1 protein-coding gene and 1 pseudogene are annotated in these 1,365 nt (G+C 62.3%); both read left to right on the forward strand.

Going from position 1 to position 1,365, the window contains the following annotated elements:
- Nucleotides 1-413, forward strand: a pseudogene (locus tag F0Q45_RS28240) (TetR/AcrR family transcriptional regulator); the annotation flags it as partial.
- Between the two features lie 95 nt (nt 414-508).
- Nucleotides 509-1,365 (forward strand): flavin-containing monooxygenase (locus F0Q45_RS26005; RefSeq protein ID WP_149656592.1); only part of this gene is annotated, 857 nt, incomplete at its 3' end.

A 1,365-nucleotide genomic window follows, 5' to 3' on the forward strand; every position in this document is an offset into this window, starting at 1 on the left:
TCAAGGCGACGATCGCGGCAAGAGCCGAGGCCGCGATGCCACGGCTGCGCCAGGCGGCGCAAGGTCCCGGCGACGTCGTCGAGCGAATTGAAGCGGTGCTGGACGAATGCGGCCACTTGATGTGTGAGTACCCAGACCTGGCGGCATTCGAGTGGGCGATTCAGGCGCAATTCCGCGCGGAGGGTGACGGCGGGTTCAACAGGTTTCGGGAGATCATCGAGGGCCTTGTCGAGGAGGCGTGCCAGCGCGGGGAACTTGGCGACCACCCGGATCCGAGGGCCACGGTGGAGGCGATCTATGCCCTTATCTATGGCCTGACCGAGCTGGCTGCGGCCTTGCCACTGGAGGACTACCTGGCCGCGCTGAGCTCGGCGAAGGTCCTGGTAAGAGGCGCGCTGTTCGACGGCTCGTAGTTTCGCGCCGCCCCCGATTCGTCTAGAGCACGACGGCCCTTGATGCAATCAATCGATTGATAATAGAGTCAGGTCACTGAGAGGGGGCTTGGGGTTTGACGCAGACTTTTCGCCCGGCACTAGACGTCGATACGCTGCGCCAGAAATACGCCGAAGAACGGGCTCGGCGACTGCGCCCGGAAGGGATCGCGCAGTACATAGAAATTGCGGGTGAGTTCGCCCAATTCGCCGACGACCCCTGGGCGGAAGAGTCTTTCACCCGGGAACCCATCACGGACGAGGTTGACGTCGGGATCATCGGCGCCGGTTTCGGGGGGCTACTTACCGGCGTGCGGCTCCGCCAGCTCGGTGTCGAACGCATCACGCTGATAGACCGCGCGGCCGATGTGGGCGGCACCTGGTACTGGAACCGATATCCGGGCATCGCCTGCGACGTGGAGTCCTACGTTTATATGCCGTTGCTGGAGGAGCTCGGCTACATTCCCGTGGAGAGGTACGCAAAAGGGCCGGAGATTCTGGCGCATTGCCAGCGCATCGCCCGGCATTACGACTTGTACCGAGACGCGTGTCTGCAGACCGACGTACATGAGATTCGTTGGGATTCAGCAGATTCACGCTGGATCATCCGAACCAACCGAGGCGACAAAATACGGGCCAGATTTGTCTCCATGGCCAACGGGTATCAAGCCAAGCCCAAGTTACCCGGCATCTTGGGCATCCAATCATTTCGCGGTCACACGTTTCACACCAGCCGGTGGGATTATGCCTATACCGGCGGCGCCCTCGAGAACCTGGCCGATAAACGTGTCGGGATCATCGGTACCGGGGCGACGGCGGTCCAGTGTGTACCTCATCTTGCCGCCGCGGCGCGCCATCTTTTCGTCTTCCAGCGCACGCCGTCATCGGTGGACGTGCGCGCCAACGGACCCACAGACGCGCAGTGGGTCAACAC

Source organism: Mycobacterium simiae, assembly GCF_008370645.1.
Taxonomy (GTDB): Bacteria; Actinomycetota; Actinomycetes; order Mycobacteriales; family Mycobacteriaceae; genus Mycobacterium; species Mycobacterium simiae_A.